At 61.6% G+C, this 21,628-nt stretch carries 21 protein-coding genes and 1 pseudogene; 14 read left to right on the top strand and 8 right to left on the bottom strand.

All coding sequences use genetic code 11. From position 1 onward, the window contains the following. Nucleotides 1–560: 560 nt before the first annotated feature. Nucleotides 561–1,475, top strand: a complete 915-nt coding sequence (locus E4J89_RS19905) for a hypothetical protein (protein ID WP_276606351.1) — start codon at nt 561–563, stop codon at nt 1,473–1,475. Nucleotides 1,476–1,550: 75 nt separating this feature from the next. Here E4J89_RS19905 and E4J89_RS15815 read toward each other — a convergent pair. After that, a pseudogene (locus E4J89_RS15815) lies at nt 1,551–1,904 on the bottom strand (transposase); the annotation flags it as partial. Nucleotides 1,905–2,547: 643 nt separating this feature from the next. Between E4J89_RS15815 and E4J89_RS15805 the strand changes: the two are divergent. The 8 genes from E4J89_RS15805 (at nt 2,548) to E4J89_RS15775 (ending at nt 7,596) form a co-directional block, all read left to right on the top strand. Then, nucleotides 2,548–2,871, top strand: a complete 324-nt coding sequence (locus E4J89_RS15805) for a hypothetical protein (RefSeq protein WP_136787128.1) — start codon at nt 2,548–2,550, stop codon at nt 2,869–2,871. A gap of 341 nt (nt 2,872–3,212) precedes the next feature. Beyond that, nucleotides 3,213–3,908, top strand: coding sequence for a DUF2510 domain-containing protein (locus E4J89_RS15800; protein ID WP_136787126.1), 696 nt, complete (start codon nt 3,213–3,215; stop codon nt 3,906–3,908). Continuing rightward, nucleotides 3,908–4,867, top strand: a complete 960-nt coding sequence (locus tag E4J89_RS15795; protein WP_136787124.1) for a hypothetical protein — start codon at nt 3,908–3,910, stop codon at nt 4,865–4,867. The genes E4J89_RS15800 and E4J89_RS15795 overlap by 1 nt, the downstream gene beginning before the upstream one ends. An 84-nt stretch (nt 4,868–4,951) precedes the next feature. After that, nucleotides 4,952–5,323, top strand: coding sequence for a hypothetical protein (locus tag E4J89_RS19585; protein ID WP_205754514.1), 372 nt, complete (start codon nt 4,952–4,954; stop codon nt 5,321–5,323). Nucleotides 5,324–5,325: 2 nt separating this feature from the next. Next, on the top strand, nt 5,326–5,553 hold the full coding sequence (locus tag E4J89_RS15785) for a hypothetical protein (RefSeq protein ID WP_136787122.1): 228 nt from the start codon (nt 5,326–5,328) through the stop codon (nt 5,551–5,553). Further along, entirely contained in the window at nt 5,553–5,939 is a 387-nt protein-coding gene (locus E4J89_RS15780; protein ID WP_136787150.1) for a hypothetical protein, read from the top strand. Before E4J89_RS15785 ends, E4J89_RS15780 begins: the two co-directional genes overlap by 1 nt. 48 nt (nt 5,940–5,987) lie before the next feature. Next, a complete protein-coding gene (locus tag E4J89_RS19440) occupies nt 5,988–6,164 on the top strand; it encodes an antitoxin VbhA family protein (protein WP_205754512.1) in 177 nt (58 codons plus the stop codon). Between the two features lie 229 nt (nt 6,165–6,393). Beyond that, nucleotides 6,394–7,596: a Fic family protein gene (locus tag E4J89_RS15775; RefSeq protein WP_136787120.1), complete on the top strand. Its 1,203-nt coding sequence runs from the start codon at nt 6,394–6,396 to the stop codon at nt 7,594–7,596. A 297-nt stretch (nt 7,597–7,893) separates the two neighbouring features. Here E4J89_RS15775 and E4J89_RS15770 read toward each other — a convergent pair whose 3' ends face one another. Beyond that, a complete protein-coding gene (locus tag E4J89_RS15770; RefSeq protein ID WP_136787118.1) occupies nt 7,894–8,700 on the bottom strand; it encodes a hypothetical protein in 807 nt (268 codons plus the stop codon). 535 nt (nt 8,701–9,235) lie between these two features. On the opposite strand from E4J89_RS15770, the gene E4J89_RS15765 reads away from it, so the two are divergent. Together E4J89_RS15765 and E4J89_RS15760 are read left to right on the top strand one after the other, a co-directional pair. Then, on the top strand, nt 9,236–10,597 hold the full coding sequence (locus E4J89_RS15765) for a hypothetical protein (RefSeq protein ID WP_205754511.1): 1,362 nt from the start codon (nt 9,236–9,238) through the stop codon (nt 10,595–10,597). A gap of 397 nt (nt 10,598–10,994) precedes the next feature. Continuing rightward, complete coding sequence (locus E4J89_RS15760) at nt 10,995–12,515, top strand: RNA-guided endonuclease TnpB family protein (RefSeq protein ID WP_136787117.1); 1,521 nt, start codon at nt 10,995–10,997, stop codon at nt 12,513–12,515. 840 nt (nt 12,516–13,355) lie between these two features. Here the strand turns inward: E4J89_RS15760 and E4J89_RS15755 are convergent. The 5 genes from E4J89_RS15755 to E4J89_RS15735 all read right to left on the bottom strand — a co-directional run bounded on the left by E4J89_RS15755 (nt 13,356) and on the right by E4J89_RS15735 (nt 18,628). Continuing rightward, nucleotides 13,356–15,152 carry a hypothetical protein gene (locus E4J89_RS15755; protein ID WP_136787115.1) on the bottom strand — a complete coding sequence of 599 codons (1,797 nt, stop codon included), beginning with the start codon at nt 15,150–15,152 and terminating at the stop codon, nt 13,356–13,358. Nucleotides 15,153–15,244: 92 nt separating this feature from the next. Continuing rightward, nucleotides 15,245–15,847, bottom strand: coding sequence for a plasmid mobilization relaxosome protein MobC (gene mobC / locus E4J89_RS15750; protein WP_136787113.1), 603 nt, complete (start codon nt 15,845–15,847; stop codon nt 15,245–15,247). 280 nt (nt 15,848–16,127) lie between these two features. After that, nucleotides 16,128–16,469, bottom strand: coding sequence for a hypothetical protein (locus E4J89_RS15745; protein WP_136787112.1), 342 nt, complete (start codon nt 16,467–16,469; stop codon nt 16,128–16,130). A gap of 111 nt (nt 16,470–16,580) precedes the next feature. Next, nucleotides 16,581–18,338, bottom strand: coding sequence for a phage/plasmid primase, P4 family (locus tag E4J89_RS15740; RefSeq protein WP_136787110.1), 1,758 nt, complete (start codon nt 18,336–18,338; stop codon nt 16,581–16,583). Beyond that, nucleotides 18,338–18,628, bottom strand: coding sequence for a helix-turn-helix domain-containing protein (locus E4J89_RS15735; RefSeq protein ID WP_136787109.1), 291 nt, complete (start codon nt 18,626–18,628; stop codon nt 18,338–18,340). The genes E4J89_RS15740 and E4J89_RS15735 overlap by 1 nt, the downstream gene beginning before the upstream one ends. A 198-nt stretch (nt 18,629–18,826) precedes the next feature. Between E4J89_RS15735 and E4J89_RS15730 the strand changes: the two genes are divergently transcribed. Next, on the top strand, nt 18,827–19,981 hold the full coding sequence (locus tag E4J89_RS15730; protein WP_136787107.1) for a site-specific integrase: 1,155 nt from the start codon (nt 18,827–18,829) through the stop codon (nt 19,979–19,981). Between the two features lie 89 nt (nt 19,982–20,070). Here the strand turns inward: E4J89_RS15730 and E4J89_RS15725 are convergent, their stop codons facing one another. Beyond that, nucleotides 20,071–20,733 carry a hypothetical protein gene (locus tag E4J89_RS15725; RefSeq protein ID WP_136787105.1) on the bottom strand — a complete coding sequence of 221 codons (663 nt, stop codon included), beginning with the start codon at nt 20,731–20,733 and terminating at the stop codon, nt 20,071–20,073. 126 nt (nt 20,734–20,859) lie between these two features. Between E4J89_RS15725 and E4J89_RS15720 the strand changes: the two genes are divergently transcribed. Both E4J89_RS15720 and E4J89_RS15715 read left to right on the top strand, forming a co-directional pair. Next, entirely contained in the window at nt 20,860–21,234 is a 375-nt protein-coding gene (locus tag E4J89_RS15720; protein ID WP_136787103.1) for a hypothetical protein, read from the top strand. Nucleotides 21,235–21,270: 36 nt separating this feature from the next. Beyond that, on the top strand, nt 21,271–21,621 hold the full coding sequence (locus E4J89_RS15715) for a hypothetical protein (protein WP_136787102.1): 351 nt from the start codon (nt 21,271–21,273) through the stop codon (nt 21,619–21,621). Nucleotides 21,622–21,628 lie beyond the last annotated feature (7 nt).

Raw genomic sequence — 21,628 nt, 5'->3', positions numbered from 1 at the left:
GCTCGGTCAAGGCTCGTAGTTCCTGTCATTGATGAATGCGTCAAGAACATCCATCACAACAGGGCTACGGGCCCCTTCTGTCTAAAGACACGACCCGTCATTCACCACGAACCTTGGAGAGCCTGCTTACGATTGCGGCGATATAACCCAGAACCCCCACTATTAGTGGCAGCCACCCGGGGGTCCATTCGCGCATCCCGAATCCAACTGCTACCCCGAGGGCAATGCAGGCGAAAAGGCCATATATCCAAGGCTTTATCGATTTTGACGAAGTGTTGACTTGAGAAATTGATATGACTGGAGCGTATCTAAATTAACCACCGGGCAGTGATTTCCGCTGCTTGATGACGGCGTTTCGCGACCAGTATAAGGCGGCCGCTAGCCCGCCCACACCGTCCTGCAGTCGAGGGGACACAGCCTTGATGCTGGTGGCTTTGCTGGCTCTTCACAATCCGGGGTGTAGTCGATGTGTGAGCGCGGTGGGCGCGTTGGTGGCCGGATAGGGGTCGAGGCCTTCCGATGATGGAAGTTCTCACACCGCCCATCCGGAAGACCTCGACGTGTCCAACGCTACCTTCGTATCCCCTGACCTGACCACGTTCGCCCGCCTCGATGAACTGGGATTGGAGGCCGTTGGGCAGCGGCTTGAACCGGATCGGCCAACCTGTTCTTCCAACTCGTCTCGTCCCGCTACGAACACGCCTCCCTGGTCCTCACCAGCAACCTGGCCTTCAGCAAAGCGCATTTGTTCGTTTGAACATGTGTCAGGTGGTGCCGACACCAACCGTCCCCGCGGGCAACTGACTGGCCACCAACGGGATATTTCCGAGGCCGCATGTGGGCACCTTTTCATGGCCTTTGACAGCCGTGTCTGGCGCGGTAGATTACACCGTTACAGCACCGTGGTGCACGGCCCGACGATTCGAAAAGGCAGGCCTGGATTGGCGAACAAGGAGCAGATCCCTGACGAGCGCCTCTTGAGCAGTGAGGAGCTCGCCGAGTACCGGCGGATCAAGAGTTCCTGGGAAACTTACCGAGGCGGTGCGAAATGGGGGCTCATCTCTGCTGCCTGTGCCTTCGGCTTGTTTCTCGGGTGGCTGAGCAGCCAAGCTTTCAAAAGCGGAGACGAAGCCGGCTCAAACACTTTCGGGGCCATCGGCATGACCTTGTTCCTTGGTGCGATCCCGTATGGTCTGCTGCTCAACCTCATCGCCGACATCCGAAGGGGGCGAACGAATCGTGCAAACGCCGAGGAGTACCTGCGCAGCATCGACTACGGCCGACGCACTCTTCCGGAGCCGAAACGTACGGTCGACGACAGTGATGGTTCCTACAGCCCGCACTGGCACGTCCGTGGGTACGACCACTCGAGGCATGCCGGCATGTTCTCGTCATCCGACCGGTCGACGATGAATGAGTACGGGATGGACGCGGACACCTACATCTCAAACGTCCTGGAGAACGACCGAGACTAGTAGATCGTCGCTGCTAATGCTCGGGGTATAGGTGGCGGAGGTTGGTGCGCGCGTCACTGGTGGTGAAGTGGCTCTTCACAGACGAGGGTGCAGTCGGGGTCTGAATCCGCCGGCTTCCAGCAGGCTGCGGGCGATGTAGTTGGTCAGGTTCCGGAAGCCCAGGGCCGAGCCGCGGAGGTGCTCGAGCCGGCCGTTAATGGCTTCAGTGGGGCCGTTGGAGGCGCCGGGCCGGTTGAAGTAGGCCAGAATGTCGGCGGCCCGCTTCTTCAACGTGCGTCCCAGGACGGTGACCTCCCGCAGCGCGGAGGGGACGCCTTGGCCGACCGAGGCGATGAGCTTGTTCATCAGGTCCTTGCCCGTCGCGCGGTCGGGTTCGCGGTAGGCGCGGACGATGCGTTGGTAGACGCTCCAGGTGGCCTGGACCTCGACGGAAAGCCTTCAGGACAGTCTCCGACGGGGTCACCGGCGGGGTGCGCAGGTACTTGGCGACCGCGGTGTAAGAGACGGTGATACCTCGCTTTTCTGCTTCCAACGCAATACGGCGGGAGGACCAGCATTCGGTATTGGCGTCCTGCAGCAAAGCGGCCAGAGTTCGCTGGCCCCCGCCCGAAACCGGCGTGTATTCCAAAACGTCAGTCGTCATTTCAGACCACCCCTCCTAACCGAACCCCACGTAGTCCACATTCTGCCTGATCCCCGGGTTGACTCCTCCCCTTCGCTTAATTCGAATATGTGTTCTATTTTTAACCCATGGATCGGGAAGCGCTGGCGAAGCTGGCGGCCCGTTACACCAGGCGGGCCGAGCCAGTGTCGTTGACCCCGGAAGAACTGGACCTCGAGCACTGCAAGGTGACCCGCGTTGTGCCCGGCGTGCCGGTGTGGGCGTGGATCCGGTTTCCAGGATCGGCCGAGCTCGTGGCCGGGGAGGCGTTCGGTTGGACGTCTCGGGCGGTGCAGGTCACGTGGACGGACGCAGGGGTGCGTCGGGTGACCTGGGTGTGGGCGTCCGCGGTGCGGCGGCGGAACGATCAGGTACGGAACAAGGCTTTGGGAGACAGGACGGCGAAGGGCAATGACAGCGGTACAGGAACAAACAGGCCAAAGAACGCTCAATGAGCCGGTCGAGATCCGGTTCACGCCCCATGGGGTGCCGCTGGCGGTGCGCTGGCGGGGCCGGCTGTGGCCGGTAGCGGCCGAGCCGGTGCATTGGTTCAGCCGGTGGAACTGGTGGGAATCGAACCTGCGTGCCGGGAAGGGGCAGGGCAACATCGTTGACATCGAATATTGGCGGCTGCAGGTACAGGCCACCTCAACCTCGCCGCTGCGAACCTTGGAAGTCCGCAAACATCCGGGCTGGGATGGCTGGCATCTGGTTCATGTCTCTGACGCGACCTAAGCCGCACAGGGCGGCGGGTGCCCGCTCTTCGGGTTGTTTCTCACAGGCGCAGGCACCGGGCGGGAGGCTTGCGGGCCCTGCAGTCGAGCAGGCTCTGGCGACTGATCTCGAGAGCCCGCGCTAAGGACCGGCGGCCTCGTACCACCGCTCAAGCATCGCGACTTCCTCATCGTCCACAGAGCGCATCTCACCGCGCTTGATGTCAGCTTCAATCCGCTGCCAGAATTCCATGAACGCAGCCTAGTAGCGCAAGCGACGCGGCGCGATGCTTCCCGGCAATCAGCAGTATTGTCCATGCCCCCTTATAGGCTAGTGACGCCATTCATACTTAAGGGGGAACAATGACCATGCCGCAGGGCGGCCCGCCTTCGGTGCCAGCTGGCTGGTACATCGCACCAGAACATCCCGGCATGCAGCGCTGGTGGGATGGCACGACTTGGACGGAACACACACGTCCACTCCCCCAACCTGGCTTCATACCACCGGTCAAGAAGCGTTCGGCCCGCAAAACAGTCGCCATCGTCATTGGTTCCGTGGCTGGAGCCATGCTGGTAATGGCAATCGGTCTAGGAATCCTGCTATCCATCGTCTCCACCTCGCAAGCAAATCAGAGAGCTGAGGCGCAGGCTGCGGCCAGTGCAAAGGCGGAGGCCGGCAAGAAGTTCGCGGAGGCAGTTGATTCCTCAGCGGCAAAGGCGCAAGCCAAACTGGACCAAGCCATGGCGGAGGAAGTTAGAGCCATGGAAGCCAAGGACTGGACGAGCATGGGCAACCATCTCTACTACGCCGAAGTCGATGAGGTCGCTTGCGGCACCTACCACCAGTGCGCTGAGTTCGTCGTCACGACCCAGCACGTGAACGGCTGTCCGAACGGAATCTATTTCCAAGTTTCGTTCCAGACGTCAGACGGCTTGTCCGTTGGAACTGACTCGCAGATCACTGCGCCACTAAAGCAAGGCGATCAGGCGACGTTCACGCTCTATGACAGATCGGATTCCGCCGATGTCTTCGAAGTCGTTAAGATGAACTGTCGCTGATGCTCGCTCAGTTCCTGCCTGGCTTCAGAGACTTCAGGACACCGCTAGTCACGGGTTATCTGTGGCTAGCAGTCGTTTGGATTGTGACCGGTATGCAGATCCCGGACAAAACGAAAACGACCGGCATCATGGGTCTGATCAACTGGCTGAGTGGCTACACCTCGTCTGCGGCGGTGCTGGCGGTCCTAAGCTTCGTGGCTTACGTCGTCGGAATACTGCTAACTATCGACGCTAACCGCGCCACTGTGTTTATGGCTCGATTTGGTCGCAAGTTGGAACTCACCGGGCCGGAAGAGCCAGTGCAAAAGTATAAAATCGTCCCTTACTTCGGTACCCGAGACCGCGACGTCACCGTTGCAAGCCGTAATCCTCTACTGAGCAAGCTTCTCGACGCTGCACTTGATCGCGCAGAGGAACAACAAGCGGCCCACTTCAACATCCGACGGCGCCTCAAACTCCCTTTCATGGATGAAGACGACTTCAGGGCGCGCCACGACGAATCCAGGCAATACCAGTCTGAAGCTGATTTTATGGCAGAACTGCGCCAAGAAGCGCTCGAAGAAGCCCGCCCTGTGTTACTGAAAATGCTCGAAGAAGAAGTACCCAAGCTGGCTACGAAGCTGCAAAAGGATAACAAGGACCTTTTTGACTCCTACGACCGCGACAGGTCGGAAGTTGAGTTTCGTCTGAGCATTGCCTTCCCGATTGCAGTGCTGTCTGTTCAGCTGTTTCTGCTCGGATCGGCCAGCGATCAGGCATTCGCCATTATCGCTCTTGTTGCAGGCCTGGTTGCTTCGCTCGTCCTACTTCGCAAAGGCTGGCGCAAAGTCATTGATTCTACCGACGTTGTGATGACAGCTCTAGAGATAGGGGCAATCAGTTCGCACACAATCAAGGAGATCGACGCTTTGGAACCCCACAAGAAGAGCAGCGCTGCTCCGCCTCAAAAAGTTGTCTGAGGTTTGTATTGATCTCGCACTGCCGAGCCAAGGTTCAGGACCCATTCGACGCTAGATGTACCCCGGTGTTTTGTCATTGGGGCCGTGTCTACGAGGAGCCGGTCACGGCCCCCCGGCGGCATCGCTGTGTCGCGCTACTTACCGATTGCTGTTTACCTGACCGGTCTGCCCGACTTCACCGGCGCCCGCACGGGTGCAACGTTCGCCCGCCGCTTCAAGACGACCACGCTCTCGGCAATAGACGATGACGACCTCGCCTCCGCTCTCCAGCCGTTCGTGTTCGACGGCTGGGAAGTGCCCGACGACATCGGCGGGGTGATCCGGGTCTACATGGAGCCGAATGCCGTGGCGGCCACACGTCAACTGAATGGCTGCATGCTCCCCCGACCACGCTGCCCGGCGCTCCGGCCCTGGGACGCCACAGATACATATCGGAACCAAGCCGCTACGCTGTAGCCATGAGCAGTAAGAGTCTGCGCGACATTCAGCGTGTGCTCGCCGGAGACGCACCCTACGATGACCTCGATGAATATGGTCAGGCAATAGTGCGGGCGGACTGGGATGAGCAGGTAACCGAACGTCTGAACCGCCTGGATCTCGCTGCCGAATTCAGGCAGTCGGGTCGCTCCTGGTCAGAGGCGGACGAGCAAGGCTCGGTCGTCGTGCGGGGAAGAAGCAAAGCGTGATGACCCCCGATCAGCGACCAGATCTGCGCGCGTACGCGGACTCGGTCCGGTTGCCCTTCCATGAGGTGGTCTCAGGACTCCGCGACATGCTCGGAGTGCGCCTGGCCGCGTACATCGGCGGCGTGAAGTCCGCGCGGTCGGTGTCCACCTGGGCAGAGGGCACAGGAACCCCAGGCGAGGTAGACCGTGAGCGGCTGCGCCACGCTTTCCACGCCGCAGCACTCCTGAGAGAGCGCTACGACGTAGCGACAGTGCAATCCTGGTTCAAGGGGATGAATCCCGCTCTGAATAACGACGCGCCGGCCCGCGTCCTACGCGAAGCCGACCTGCTAACAGGCGCCCGGGACGTGATCGCCGTGGCAAAGGCGTTCGCGCACACCGGTTGACGCGGTCTGACCTGTAGATAGACTCCGAATCGGTCATTGATGGTAGACATGCGCAGGCCCGAAGTGCTCAACAGCCAGCAAAAACGCGAGTTGACCATCGACACCATGGCCAGCTGGGCGCTGGAGGGCATGAAGCCTGACCGCGAGACCGTCGAGGACATCAACTCATACATCGACGGCCACATGACACTCCACGAATTCATTGAGAAGTCGAAGACGCTCTGATACCTGTGGACCGCGTTGAACTGTCTGCTGGCAACGGGCTCTCGCAACTCGACCGGCAGACGTACGACGCCTCGGAACCCGAAGCGGTCGGCGCGTCGGCAGTGGCGCGGACATTTCCGATCCCCCCGTCCAGGGCATAAAGACCAAGGGGCCCGCCCCTCGCTGATAAAAGTTATCAAACACCGTCCATACCTAAGGCTAACCATATAGCCTTAGGTATGTTGGAGTGATGATCACGGATAGCCGGCAGCCCGGCGCTTGGCCGGCAACCGGATACGAAGTCCTCCCGTGGGTCTGCTCGGGTGAGGAAGTAGCCTCCCGCCGGCATATGCTCCAGGCCCGCGGTGATTACCAGGCCGCCGTCCCGCCGCTCATCGCCGACGCGCAGGTTGGACTGCCCGCCGAGACGATCGCCCTAGCTGACGATGCGAGCCAGGAGCTGGCCCGGTTCGACGCCGAGGCCGGAACGATCGCTGCCCCGCTCGCGTCGATCCTGCTTCACAGCGAATCCGCCTCCAGTTCGGAGGTGGAGAACATCATCTCCAGCGCCAAGCAGGTGGCCCTCGCGGAGATCGGCCAGTCGAAGTCGGACAACGCCCGCCTGGTCGTCGCGAACGTTCGCGCCACGGCTGCTGCTATCGACATGTCCGATCGGCTGGACGAGAACTCGATCATCGCGATGCACGATGCGCTGCTGCGGGACACTGCGCCGCAATACACCGGCCATTGGCGCAACGAACAGGTATGGATCGGCGGCAGCAGCATCTCGCCGCACGCCGCAACGTTCGTGCCACCTCACCACGCGCGGGTACCAGTGCTCGTGGCCGACGTTGTCGCCTTCGCCGGACGCACCGACGTTCCAGTGCTCATCCAGGCAGCGATCGCACACGCGCAGTTCGAGACCATCCACCCCTTCCCCGACGGCAACGGCCGGACCGGACGGGCACTCCTCCAGGGCATGCTCCGCCACGGCGGCTTGACCCGCAACATCACTGTGCCCGTGTCGGCAGGACTCTTACACGACACCAACGCCTACTTCCGCGCACTGGCCGAGTACCGGGCAGGGAAAGCGGACGCCATTGTAATCACCGTGGCCGAGGCGTCTTTTGCTGCAATCCGGAACGGCCGCCGGCTGGTCGATGACATCCAGACTGTCGCGAAACGCTGGGACCACCAGGTCGTGGCCAGAAGCGACTCCTCGGTGCACCGGGTAAAGACATACCTGCTCCGCCAACCGGTCGTGAACACCAGGACCATCGCGGCAGAGCTGAGCATCAGCGAGGTCGCCGCGCAGAACGCGGTCGACCGGCTAGTCGAGGCCGGCGTGCTCACACAGAGCACCACCGGCCGCCGGAACCGTATCTGGCAGGCGTCGGAGATCCTCGCCGCACTCAATGCATTCGGTGTACGGGCCAAACGCCGCCGCGGCTGAGATCAACCGGCACGATACTCCGGACGCGCAGTCGGTGTGCACGCACGTTCCTGCGGTCCAGAACGCTACTGCCTACAGCCCTACTCCCCCGTGATGCCGCGGCTCAGCGCGCTCAGACCCCGTTCTTTCTGCTCAGCCTCGTCTCACTTCAAGGGGTCGGTTTTTACCCCCGATAATCGCACTTATCCCGACTATCGGCGCGCAGGGTCTTTTTTCGCTTTTGAGGGCCAAGAAATGGGAATCGAACGCTAACAACCGAGCAACGAGCAGCCAGGCCGACTAGGTATCACTCTGGGTTTACCCGGGAGCGCCGGCTTGGCCACTGGCCCCATTCTGGGCAGTGCCGGAACGGCGATTGCCCCTGACGAGCGGCGGCAGAGTCATCCCGGCCAGAAGCTTCACATGCGGCGAAGTCTCCCGCCCTAACTTCTTGTCCAGCGTGATCTTGAGCCGTGCAGCGCGAATTTCCTTGCGCAGTACAGAGGCAACCTCTTCTCGGTTAGTCGGGTCGTAATTTCTGCGATAGGTCACATCAGGCCCCTCCCGTTCGACCTGACGATCGGCGGCAACTTCATCCGGGGCAGCCGTTTCACCGCGAGGGAGGGTTGGTGGCCCGCTTCCTTGCCCATGCGACCTTGCCCCGGGCTCCCTGGCTCTCGCGGGGCAGCTGTCGAAGACCTGCTCCTTGTTCGTTGGGCCGCCCGTTTTGCAAAGAGCCACTTCATCGGCGCCCTGATGCCGCCTGACGATCGGTGCCAGCTTCATCCTTGACTGGCGCATCGCCTTCGAAGGGGTGTCACGACCCAGCAGTTCGTTCATAGACACTTTCAGTCGTGCAACAAGGATCTCGCGGCGCGATGTGCCGGCGGCAGCGTCCTCGTTCGTAGAGTCGCAGGTTCTGCGATCGGCCGAATCATCGCCCTGGTAATTCCGTCTCACGATCCGCGGCAGGTCCATCGCCGCCAGAAGCTTCACCTCGTCGGAAGTTGGGCGGCCCAACTCTTGGTCGAGGATAACTTTCAAACGTGCGGCTCGAATCTCGCGGCGCAGCACGTTGGACACAGTGCCCTTGCCCATCCGGCGGTACTTCGTGGACTTCTTCATGGGATTCCTCCTCGCTGGCCCATTGTTGCCGGTTTACGGGTCATGGTCCATGTTGCGCCGCACGCGACATCGGATCCGCTGCGCGAGGCGTCACGTCCAGAGCGCGGGCAGCGGTAACTCCCCTAAGAGCTACGTGGGCACGTGGCTCCAACCGGCAACGATCCGGTGACCTTTCGAGTAAGAGTACGGCTCTTCCAAGGGTTTCTGCGGGATACCAACATCTCTTCCATCGCCCTAGTCAGCGCCGTTTCTGCTGTAATCCTCTTTCATCGGCTGTCATCGATTGTGCGGAATAGACGGAGGGTCCGGCGGCAGTCTCAGGCGCGGTCGGTCAAAGACCGCGTGCCTTGTTCGCACCCATCCCAAAGGAAATGGCATGGCCGTGAGCTCAGGGAGGGGCTTCCACATACATGAGTTCATTCAAGACCCACGTGGATGCCGGCCTTCTCTCGCTCAGCCTTCCTTCGTCGTTCCCCTCTCCTGAGACTTTCAATCAACCGCTGCACGCGTCTTTCGTGAATGAGAGGATCGAACCATGACTGCTGATCCCGCTACGGCCAGCCCATCCGAGCTGCCGAAGCCGATGGGGCTGGATACGTCCATCCTCCCCCTCGGTGAACGCTCACTGCGACTCATCCTGGACCACGTCCTAGCCGTCGGCGACGAGGCCGAGACGACCTACCTGGAGGTCAAGAGCAGCTTGGACCTCAGCAACAAGGCAGGCGTGGCCAAGGTCGCGAAATTCCTCCTGGGGGCGGCCAACCGTCGACCGAAGGAGGCTGCACGCCACTTCCGCGGCTACGCGGTGATGATCATCGGCGCGCAGAAGGATGCCGCACCGGGCGTACCCCGCGGCGTCGAGCCCCACGAGCTGGAAGACCGGCTCCGACCCTACCTCGGGCCCCAGTTCCCCGCGTTCGAGTTCGGCAGGATTGGCGTCGACGGCGCCAGCGAGGTGCTGTTCGTCATCGCGCAGCCGCCCCAAGACGGACAGCCAATTTTTCCATGCCACAAGAGCTTCCAGAGCGATGACCGCCGGGACAGTCTCGAAGACGGTGCCGTTTACGTGCGAGGAACTAGCAACACCCGCCCGGCTCGGGCCGGGGAGTTGCTGGCCCTCGTCGAGCGGGCCCGCGGCGGCGGCAAGCCGCCCATCGACCTCGAGGTTACCATCCTCGGCTCTATCGGTCGTGTCGGACGGATCGATGAAGTAATGGAGAGCCTTTACAAGCACGAGGAAGAGGAGTTCAGCAAGCTGCCAGAGCCGCCGCAGAACACCTTTGCCCCCACATCCCTACGTCTGGCATCGAGCATCTTCGGCGACCCTGAGCCGACGTCGGCTGAGCGGGAGGCACGCCTGAACTCTTGGCGGAAGGCGAGGAACGCTCATATCGCGAGGGGTCGAGAGCACTTCCTCGGCGTCGCGCTGCCCGGTACAGGAATCCGCGTCGTCAGCCGCGACAGGTTCGTCGCCAAGCCCCACCTAATCGTGACGTTCCACAATTGTTCGGTGCTCGATTTCCGCGAGGCCGATGAAGCGGACTTCGAGAAGGTGGTGGAGCCGATTGTGAGGCAGCAGAGCCGCTTCGTGCTGGGACCCGACCTCTCGGATTATGGGATGCGGTCGCGTGACTATCCCGTTCGCTGGACTAACCAGAGCGATAACGTCGAAGTCACGCTCACGCCAGAGTCGTTCCGCCCCAACGTCCCGTGGACGAGCGACCTGGACGACTACGTGCTCCTAGCACGAGACCCGCGGGCGGGTTCAGTGACTGTGACTTGGATGCTCACCGAGGACGGCAACGACGAGGTCACCAAAGGGCAGTTCGAGACCACCGCTGCAGACCTTGTCGATGCTGCTGATCTACTCAATGCGGCCTTCTTCGCTGGCAGTTGAATGGAGCTGGTTCTCAGCGCACTCCTCGCTGGTCCCAGCGCTGGCCATCAGGGGAAGATGGTCTGCGCACAATCTGATCATCAGCTTCGGCTCACCCCGCCGAAGACTTCGTAGTTTCATATTCAGCGTGGGCTGCTTAATATTTCCTCAAGATTCCCCAGAGCAGCTGCGGAGGCTCATCTACATGCATATCCGCTCGTAAATCACCTTAGATAGGACCTCGACCCGCCCTCTTGCACTTGGATGCCCTGCTCATGGGCGCACGGGAGCCAAAGTAATAGTCACTGGTTTACGAGCAAAAAACGGAAATTCTCCCGGCAACGAACCATCGGAGACGGCCCAGACCCGTTATCAGCAGCGCTGGTCAAATACAGTCTTTTAGGTCTAGGTTCCTGCCATGACCATTCAGGCGGTACCGGCAACCACTGTCATTCGGCGCGCCTATCGGCTCACACTTGATCCGACACCGCGGCAGGCCCAAATGCTTTCTCATTGGGCGGGCGCGGCACGGGCAATGTACAACCACTCCATTTCGGCGAAACAGGAAAGCCATAAGCGCTGGCTCCAGGAAGTAGCTTTTGCCACGTACGGGCCAGTTGCGCTCACCGAGGAGCAGGCCCGCAAAACCATCCGGATCCCCATCCCTTCAACGCCTGATTTCAACGCCTGGCTTACCGGAACGCGGAACTTCCACCGGGAGGCCGCCGGGAAGGGGCTGCCCGTGCCTGGTCTTCGCGATGACGGACGGGAACATGAACCGTGGCTTCATGCGGTGAACCGCAGTGCGCTGGTGGGCGGGCTGAGAAACGCCGACAGGGCGTGGAACAACTGGATGGCCTCGTTTAAGGGAATTCGTGCCGGTCGGAGAGTCGGGTACCCGCGTTTCAAGAAGCGCGGTGTTGCCCGAGACTCCTTCACCATCACGCACGACCGGAAGTCACCGGGCATCCGGCTGGCCACCACCCGGCGTCTGAGGATCCCCACGTTCGGTGAAATCCGGTTCCACGACCACGCCAAGCACCTGCAGAGGAAGATCCGCAGGGGCACAGTTGAGATCACCTCCGTGACGGTCAGCCGTCACGGACACCGTTGGTACGCCAGCCTTGCCGTCGAGGAAACGATTCCCGTGCCCCGACTGTCCAAACGCAAGCGAACGGCCGGAATTATCGGCGTGGATCTTGGCGTGCACACCCTCGCCGCACTCTCGAACGGGGACCTGATAGCTAATCCGAAAATCAAGGCATCCCACGCCAGGAAACTTGCACGCCTCCAAAAAAGACTCGCCAGATCACAGAAGGGATCCCGCACTTGGAAACAGCTCGTCCACAAGATCGGCCGGCTCGCCCACCTCGAAGCACGCCAACGCGAAGGTTACGCTCACGATTTGGCCAACCGGCTCGTCAAGACCTGGGCAGGCATCGGCATTGAGGACCTCAACGTCGCGGGCATGACCCGCTCGGCCCGCGGGACCATCGAGAAGCCCGGCAGGAACGTTCACGCCAAGGCCGGGCTCAACCGGTCCATCCTCGATGTCGCCCCCGCCCAGATACGGCGCATCCTCGAGTACAAGACAGCCTGGTCCGGAACCTGTCTGGTGGTCATCGGCCGTTTTGAGCCAACAAGCAAAAAATGTTCAGCCTGCGGCGTAGAGAAAGACAAACTGCCCCGCAAGGAACGGATATTTCACTGTGATGCCTGCGGCCTGACTCTCGACAGGGATATCAACGCAGCCATCAACATCGCCGCACTAGCAGACGTCGCCACAGCAGAGCTTCCTGTGTCCATCAGACGCGGGATAGTTCACGGGAGACACGAAACGCCCGTCGAGCCGCCCCGCGCCAACCCTTTCCCGACACGGGCAGGCAACGGGCGACGAAGAAACGTTGACAGGCCCGCAAGGGTCATCTTCGCTCAGTAATGAGCGGACGTTCCACGCAGCGTCCCGGCAGGCCAGTTAGAGTCTGGACCCCGGGCAGGCGCGAAACGGCTCAAGATCCAGGTGATTGCACTGCACCATGCACCATGCATGCACGCGCGCGAGGTCGACGAGATCATCAGAACGCCGGCCGTAGTCGCGTCCCGCCCCACGCAGACGCGGCACTCCTTGTGAGAGGCCCATGGCGAGTCATCTCTGGGCGGAGTTCGAGAGGCTGTCGTTTCTGGCCCCCTTCACCCTGGGCTGGGGCGTTCGATACGTCCTCTGCGACGATCGCGGAGGAATTGCTGACCGGAACTCGGCCAGGGAATGGACAATTCTTGCCCACACCGAAGCGTAGAGTGCGCTGTGGAATGACTGTCATGAATATCGTGGACGTTTACTGACCATGGCTGGGCCACGCGCTGGACAGTCCATGCCCACCGCCGCGAAACTGACCTCGCGAAAAGGGGGGGGACCACCTACTGGCCCAACCTTGCCCAGAACGGGGGCACTGAGTTCCCAGCATTTGCCCACATAATGGTATTCCGAGGCGGGCATGACGAGGGCGTCGAAGACACGAAGGGGCCGAAGGGCTGCGTTCGACGGCACGCACATGCAGTTATGTAGTTCTGAACTAGAACTCTCCATGCACGCGTGCGTATGGGGACTTTGGTTCCTGAACTGCACAACTGCATAGACATCCTGGAAGCCACAGCAACCGAGCCACCAGAAAAGGCGTCAAGTCGTCTGCCCTGAGCTCGTGATGGCGGTCCGTCGCGGTCCTTAGCCGGTCGCGTGCCTCTTGAGCAGGGAAGGAGAGCCTTCCTACGGAAGCGAAACCTACGCGCCGAACTCGCGGTCATCCTCGTTGTGAGCAGGCTCGTCATCACCGTCCAACACCCAGAGCAAGGAATTGCGACGCCTGCGCTCCATGCGGGCCGCGGCCGACCGCCGAGCGCCGCCGGGCTGCCCGGGCATCCCGGCGTGCAGTGACGACTCTTCTCCGACAGGCCTATCGTCCAGCAGCCCGGGCGTGCATACCTGAGGTGATTGCATCTCGCCCTGGCCCTCGTCTACCGCGGCGCCTTCCCCGGCCTCCTGGGAGGCTTGAAGGGCTTTCGTCCGCTCTTGGTACCGTTTCCGCTGCTCATCGTCGGAGAGGGACTCCCAGAACTCTCTCGCCTCGCTGATTTTTCGTGGTTCGATACCAGCCTTGTACATTGCGGCGCTATCAGCCCTGTAAATGCCGTGCTGCACTAGGCCTTCGTCCACGATCACCAGGTCAAAGAGCTCGGGATCCAGAGCCTTCGTCGCTTGTTCGGCAGCCATGGATTCGGGCTGATGCGACCGTGACGAGCCCGCGGTCGTGGCCCCGCCAAAAGTACCCGGCACTTGCTCTTCCTGGTTGCCTGTCGGATTTTCCGCTTGGGCTCCGTTTGCTTCGGCGAGCCGGTTCCACCGTTGCATAACCCGCATCTGGGCCTCATGGGATTCCGGGAGTCGGTTCAGGACGTCGCCGAACGCGATCCCCTGGTCTTGAGCCCGCGCGGCGACCCAGCGGTACAGCTCATTCTCGGCGGCACGCAATCCGCGCTCTTCGCGGGCCAACCGCGCCATGGCCTCCTGCGCGGCAGCCAACTCCTCCGCCGTTGGCCAGGCCGCCGGCCGCGGGACCCCCGCCTTCACCAGCTCGGGACGCCGGGCCCGAGGTCGGCCGTGCGCCTTCGCGTCGAGCTGCTCGAGCGCGCTGCCGTGGTCGTAGTGTCCGCCCAGGGTCTGCGCGCGCACCGGTGTCGCCATGCCGGCCAGCTGATAGCTCAGCCGTGGCACCTTCGGGGACCTGCCGCGCCTCCAGCCGGGCTCGGTGACGGTGACACCGTGCCCGGCCATGACGGCCTTCCAGGCGTCGAGATCCACCGCCCGCGGATCGTTCATCGAGGCTTCGAAGGCCTGCCTGATCCGGTCGTGGTTCGAGAGCGCGCCCTCCGTGGCCATCCGGCGATCCCGCTGGCTGCGCCTCTCCTTCTTCCGCTCGGACACCGACGGCAGGCGCTGCGGCGACAGGCCGTACTCGTGGCCGTGCTCGGCGAGGAACCGGTCGGCGCGTTCACGCATCCGGTCGATGTCGGTGAGGTCACCGGCGAGCTTCCGGCCGGCGCGGTAGAGCTTCCCGTCGACCTCCATGTCCTCGTACAGCGTGGCATTGCGCGTGACGTGCACATGGAAATTACCCCCCTTGCCTTCGGCTTGCCCAACGAACGTGGCCTGTTCCCCCGGATACAGGGCTGCGTGCCTCGCGACCACGTACTCAAACGCCCGAGCGACCTGCTCCGGATCTTCCGGATTCACGGCGTCGAGTCCAAACGATGAAATCAAGTGCCTTGCCTCTGCCTGCCGGACGACTTCACCTTCGTGACGAACGTGCGTCGCCTCTTCGCCGGTCTTCGCCACGGCCCAGTACCTGCGTCCGTTCGGCCGCGTACGGCGCACATGGGTGGCGACATTGCCCGGTTCCGGCAATGCGTATGTGGCAGGCGACTTCCGCTTCGCCCCTTGGGTGCCATGTCTGCGTCGCGTGGCCGCAAACTCGCGCTCCGCTGTCTCGGGGCGGCAATTTTGCCCGGCGATGTGCAGCACCCGCTCCCCCGCCGTCTGGCCGGGTTTCGGTTTGACGGTGTAGCGGAGCAGACGCGACGCGACAGGTGTACTTCCTGCGTACTCGACCGACATCAGAGGACCTCCCGCAGCTTCACCGTTACCGTCGCATCCCGCTTTGCGTCACGTTCCATCACCGAGGCGAGTCGGTCGAGGGCGCGCTCGACTCCACGAAGCGCGTCCGGATCGACGCGGCCTCCGGAGTTTGCGACCTTAGCGATCTGGTTCCAGTTGTTTCCGAGCTTCTGGAACAGAAACGCCTGCCGCGAGTATCGGTCAGCGACCTCGCGCAACGCTTCGCGGACATCGGCGAGTACGCTCTCGTCGGCTTCGACCACGATCGGTCTGCGGGCCGCGAGCCGCTTCACCAACGACTTCTCAGCCGCATCGATCGACGCCGCATCCGACAGCGCTTCCGCGACGATTTGCACGGCCTCGCGCACGCCGTCCGACCTGCTGCCACCGAGGTGTCGCTGCACCTCGGTAAGCGCGGCAATCCCGTCGCGGTGCATCCGCACCGTGACGACCTCGCTCGCGCCCGGGCCCGATGTGCTGCGCACCTCGTCCCTCTCGCCGTCGCGTGCGCGACGGCTCACCGACGGAAGCGAGGCATCCTCCGCTGGCGCTACAGACGCCTCGCTGGTCGGGCGCCTGCTGTTCGCTCGTTCCTCGCTCACTGGGCCCTCCAAGTCGGCTGTTGCCTGCGGATCTGTGTCGTTGACTCAAGGCTGATACCCCCAGGTGACAACCGACTGGCAAGCAACCCGACCGTATACGTTCCTCGCTTCGCTCGAACGCACAGTCGGGCCGGGCAGGACTCGTCGCTGGCGCTTCTCATCCTGTCCTTTGCTTGCGAGGAGTGGGCTGTGCCCCCTCCTTCGATCCGCCCCCAGCAACGGCGGCGCCCCGCCCAACCGGGCAGCGGGCGCAAGCTTCGCAGTGGGACGAACCGCCGCATCAGCGCAGCTCCTGCGAACCGGAACTCAGCTGCCGGCCTAGCAGTGAGCGCAGCTCACTCAACCGATCGGCATCGTCAAGGTCGCCGTCGATGGCCTCGACCCTGAACTTGCGATACAAGTCTTCGATGAACTGATCGCGGTTCTTCGATCGCCGTGCCAGAAGCTTTTCCTTGAGCGACTTGGCGCGCTCCGTGGCCTCCGCGTAAAGCTCCTTCTCGGTCTTCGGCCGACGTCGCTTTGCCGAGACGGGCGAAACGCTCGAGGCTGGGTTCAGAGTCGCTAGGTGGGCTGTCTCTGAACGCTCCGGCAGCGTCCCCTGGACGTCGTAGTGTTCACTCAACATGTGATCCTCACTTTCCTGTTTCTGTAGATGGGGCTGTGGCCAAGTAGCACGATCCGCCTGCGTGCGGATGGGCGGAGCAGGCGCCTGCATTCTGTCTGTCCAAGTGGGTCACCCGACCCACGTTTGGTCCGTAGGCTCCGCTTCCCATCCGTCCCACATACTCGGGTCCTGTGTGGGTGCGGCCACGGGCACTGCGCCGCTACTTGTGGCCGGACTCGTAGAAGTGGGCCGGGCCGGCGCGGAGGGAGCCGAGTCGGGAGCAGTGGGCGAAGTAATCACCACAACGCCACCGGCGGCTTCCACTTCGAGGCCCTCACGCACCATTCCGCGGCTCTTCTTCACAGCATTGAATCCGAGTTTGTCGAGTGCACGGCCGAAGTCGGTACGTCCCAGTCTGTGCTCACGGAAAATCCCGTCGGCGATCGACCACTCGGTGTATGCGTCGTGCAATTCCTTGGTGGTAGAGCCGCCGTTGGCCGGTGTCTCCGTGCATATCGCCTCAATGAAGCGTGACACGTTGTCCTGCGCAGCGGCGTAGTCGTTCGTGGCTACCTTCACCGCATCAGGCTCGTTGAGACCGTGCTCCCAGTAGTCGGCCAGGCCTTGCACGGCCCACGTCAGGATGCCGTCGGCTTCCTCCTCCAGCTTGACCGTGAGCTGCCTGTCGCGCTCGTGGTCCGGGATGTAGACATCGAACGGAACCACGCGGACGCGCTCCATCACGGCCGGATCGTTCGCCGGGAGTGTGGGGAGGTGATTCGTCACTAGAAGAATGAGCCACGATGCGAGGAAAGTGATCGGATCCCCGTAGAGCTTCCGCGCAGTGACCGGGTCGCCGCCCGTCAGGCTCTTCAGTAGGGCCGAGGCAATCCGCGCTGTCTTCTCCGTCTCCGACAGCGCTACGAACCGTGCGCCGCGCAGGTCGAACAGTGCCGGACTTGCCCCGTTCGCGTTGGCTTTGGTCTGCTCGAATAGGGTCGACGGCGCGAAATGCGTGTAGTCGCCGAGCGCATATCCGATGGACTCGTACGTGACACCCTTGCCGTTCCGGCCGGTGCCGGTCAGGATGACCAGAATGTGCTCGAGTTGTCTGCCCACGAGGGACAGCCCGGAGAACCGCTGGACATATGCGCGCACCTCGGCGTCCGGCAGAACCCGTTCCAAGAACGTTTCCCATTTATCGCAGCCCGCCGACTTGTCATATGCCCCACGGGTGATCTTGGTGAGGCGATCCACCGGGTTGTGCGGACGTAACTCGAAGGTCTTGAGATTGAGCGTGCCGGTAGGAGTGTTCAGCATATATGGATCGGCGTCCAGCTCGGATGCTTTTACAGCGATGCCCGGCATGCTTGCGGTAAGCTCCAGTACCCCCCTCGCGCCGCTTGCGGTCTGCGACTTCACCAGATCGCCGAGTAGGTCCTTGTCGCTAATGGCGTCCGCCGCAAGACGACGGATCGTCGCCATGACAGCGTTTCTTGCCGCTTTGTCGCCGGTGTCCACAATCCAGCGGGCGCCGTCATACTCGAACCAGCCAAGTCCGGTGACATGCATCAGCTGCAACTGGGCGTCCGCGGCCAACTCGTATGCGATGCGCATCTGGAGGCGGTGCTGTTTCGCTTGAAGTCGTAGCCACTCTGCCTGCCATTCGAGTTCAATTGCTGCAAGGTTGCTTTCGACGCCATCAAACGTCTTCGCTGTCTCAGTGCCATTCCCGCTTGGATCGTTTTCTTGTTTGCTCGTCAGGACGCCCCCTCTCCCGCGCGGACCGTGCTCTCCCGAGGTCTGAGAGGAAGCAAGGGGAAAATCGGAAGTTTCTTCGGTGGGCTGTTTGGAATCACCCGACTCGTCGATCTCAACAGTTCCCATTAGCGCACCTCCTCAGAGGTGCTTGCATACTCCCGGCTGAGCAACCAGGCGTCGACGGCCTCCGGGCGGTAGCGAACGCTTCGGCCCACGCGGATGAACTTGGGACCACGGCCCTTGATGCGCCACTCGCTCAAGCTCCGCTCCGTCGTGCCAAGTCGCTCGGCCAAGGTTGCGGGAGCGACGAGCGAGTCAAGCAGCGGAGTGCTGATGGGCGGGACGAGCAGCGGAGCGCTGATGGGTGGGACCAACGAGTCAAGCAATGCCGTGCTGACGGCGGTGGATGCCGACATAAAAAATCCTCTCGAAAGCGATGCTTTCGAGAGGACCTGTAGCCGAACCCATTAGCGGTTGCTTGGCGTATCCAACTCGACAACGAGCCTTTTGACTCTGGGCCCCTTTTCATGAATTCAGGACTTACGAACATGATACACACACTCGGACACATATACTCACAATTGATCAATAGAAGGCATACCCACGGGGGCGATATGGGCACAGTCAAGGCCTACGGCACTAAAACAAAGGGCAGGCTGTACGAAGTTTGGTACACGAAACCTGACGGCACCCGCGGGCACGAACGGGGATTTAAGCTGAAGCGCGATGCCGAAGCCCACCTAGCAACTGTGGAAGTGTCGAAACTCAAAGGTGCCTACGTCAATCGCACCGACGCAAAAGCCACCATCTCGGAACTGGGCGTCCAATGGCTCGAACAGCACAAGCCCAAGATCACAGCATCGAGCTACCACTCGGTCGAAAGCGCCTGGCGCATTCACGTCAAGCCAAAGTGGGGCAGCTACGCGGTCGGGGCAATCACCAAGCGCGAAGTGCAGGTATGGCTGAACGAGCTGGGCGAGAAGCGCTCTCACACGACTGTTGCCCGCGTTCGTGACCTCCTAGCCGGCATCCTCGACCACGCCGTCGAAGACAACAGAATCACGAAGAACCCGGCGCGAGACCTCACAATCAAAAAGAAGCCAATCCCCGATGAGGTGTTTCTGTCGCATACCCAGGTCGAGGCGCTGGCCCTTACATCGCGTCACCCCGACCTTGTGCGTTTCCTTGCCTACACAGGCCTGCGGTGGGGGGAGGCGACAGCGCTGCGGGTGCGAAACGTGGCCCCAATGAAACGAAGAGTTAACATCCGCGAAGCCGTAGCCGAGGTCAATGGAAAGGCCGTTCTGGGTAGAGTCAAAAACCACGAGAGACGCACAATCGCATACCCGGATTTCCTCGACGCTGCCGTGGCGGCTGCATGCTCGGGGAAAGGACAGGAAGACCGTCTTTGGAACTCCGAGGCGGGCGGCTTCCTCCGGCCCGGCAATGCCGTTTCCGGTTGGTTCGCGGGGGCGGTGAAGCGCGCTCAGGCCGGCGATAAGACCTTCCGGCGAGTCACCCCCCATGACCTGCGGCATACGGCTGCGTCGCTCGCGATCAGCGCCGGGGCCAACGTGAAAGTCATCCAGAGGATGCTCGGGCACAAGTCGGCCAAGGTCACCTTGGACACCTACGCCGCGCTGTTCCCCGATGACCTGGACAACGTCGTGGACGCCCTCGGGCGACAACGTCATGAGCAATTACAACCCAAGCAGATTTTTGACGTAGCCGGTGACGACGGGCAGCGACAAATGGCGACGCGTCCCTAAACAATCAATGGATGTACTATCACTATCGAGTTTCAAAGCGACCATTGGAACTGTGCCCTTCGGCAGTAAATGGCGGTCTTATCGGGTGACTACTTCGCCGGACTCTCGTGTCGCCATATTGCCCGGTCCAAGTTCCGGGGCTCAACAGTGAGCTCAGTCGCCGCCAGCTGGAGGAGCTGTCGTGTTTCTGCGGTAGTAAGTCTTTTGTCATCACCCAGAGCGCGGGCTAGGTAACGCTGCACCATCACATCTGGTTTTGTTTCAGTACTGACACCTGCATTCATGATCAGGTATGACCAGGCAAGCGGGCCAAAGCCTTTGACTGATAGCCATGCCGTCCTTGCGGAGGTACTTCTGTTGGTCGCGGCGGCTCGGAGGTGTTCTGTGCTCGTTACTGCGGGGTCCAAGGCTGCGAGCCGGGCGAGTCCCTCGTAAATTCCCTCGGGTCGCAAGCGGTTTGTGCCAGGGAGCTTGCTTTCGTTGCGCAGGATGTCACGGGCAAAGTCTGCCGGGCCACCTGCGCTGTCCATGGCCTTCATCAGGTCTGTGCCACTGTCGGTGTCCGCCGTCGGGCGAGACGCACGGTAGCGGGCAAGGACCTTCGTCGCTGCGGCCGAGGTCGCGCGCAGGGAATAGGCGGAGTTCAAGGCGCAAAGCGCGAGGGAGTCGTGAAATTCCACCGGCGCACTCCACTCCGAGGGATCGCCGAGATCCTTAGCGATGGCCTTCACGAGGAGATCTAATTGAGTCATTCCCGGATCATATCTGGCACTTAATAGCGCCGGCGGGACCCTCACGCAAAAGGACCGTTTCAGAGGCAGAAAAGCTGGATGCACCGGCCAATTAGCTATCGAATAAGCCATGGATATAGTGATGCCATGAGCGGCAGTAGGGCGAGAAAACAGCGTCAATCGAAGCGTGAGCATCCTGAATACCTGAAGAGCGCCAGTGACACCCTGCGTGCGGCGGAAGCTGTCCTCGCGGTCGACCTCGGTATGGTACCTGTGACCCGAGTCAGTCAGTTCGCTGTCGGCTGGTTGCGTGCTGCAGCCTTCGAACAGAGCCGGGTCATCGCGACACTCACAGCCTCGCAAATGGGGCATGCGGCTGCTCCAAACCGGCGCGCGTTCTGGGAACTGACCATCCGGATGCTCTGGCTCGGAGACATGCCGCAGGATGATCGCGCAAAGGCGGCTGACACGATGCTTCACCACGATCGCACTAATGAAGCCAAAACCGACGAATATATGTGAAAAAACGACCTGCCGTCGAACATTGATGTCGGCGAAATGGAGGCCTTCTTCCTAGATGTCTCCGAAGACAAACTGATCAAAGAGGGAGCGAGACTCCTTACCAAAGCTGTCAAGAACGCCGGTAGGAACCTCTGGATGGTTTACCGCCTGTGGAGGGAAGACTCGAAGTGGTCTCACGCCACGGGCTTCTTAGCTGGTAGCTACGCACCAACTGGTGGTGACGACACGATGGGTTCGGGCCAGCCTCCACATGTTGACCTCAATTTGGAGGCGCATAAACTCGCCGCGATAGTGCTTACGGCTACAGTTGCCGACATTCTCAAAGCCGAAGGGGCCGCCGACGAGTTGGCTGCTGCTCCCATGGCGGCTTACTTAGGAGCGAACTGAATCTATG

It is taken from the genome of Arthrobacter sp. CAU 1506, assembly GCF_005047635.1.
Classification (GTDB): Bacteria; Actinomycetota; Actinomycetes; order Actinomycetales; family Micrococcaceae; genus Crystallibacter.
This window is presented reverse-complemented; position numbering and strand designations above follow the sequence as displayed.